General features: G+C 60.4%; 1 pseudogene. It reads right to left on the bottom strand.

Going from position 1 to position 331, the window contains the following annotated elements:
* Positions 1-136: 136 nt before the first annotated feature.
* Positions 137-331 (bottom strand): annotated as a pseudogene (locus EN851_RS36880) (hypothetical protein); the annotation flags it as partial.

Raw genomic sequence — 331 nt, 5'->3', positions numbered from 1 at the left:
CTCAGAGATGTTGCCAAATCGCCTTGAGCGGCGAGCCGATCGCCAGCTCGATTCTCCGCAATTGGTCGGCACCAAGCGACGGCGCGCCAAGATTGACGACCGTAAGAGCGCACGTGCCGAACGCAGCGCGCCCTCCCTAGCTGACATCGATGGGCGATGTGGACTTGCCGCAACAAGGCGTCACGATCGTTAGATTGCTAAAATCCGAAGCGGCTGCCTGGCCCATGGCATCGCCCCACCAATCCTCAAGGTCGCCTCCGCAGAAGGCGCAATGGACGCTTTCCGTATTCGCGCCTGCGTCGAAGAATGTCACCCCTTCCTTGTATGCGAC

The sequence above is a fragment of the Mesorhizobium sp. M8A.F.Ca.ET.208.01.1.1 genome (assembly GCF_004791315.1).
GTDB lineage: Bacteria > Pseudomonadota > Alphaproteobacteria > Rhizobiales > Rhizobiaceae > Mesorhizobium.
This window is presented reverse-complemented; position numbering and strand designations above follow the sequence as displayed.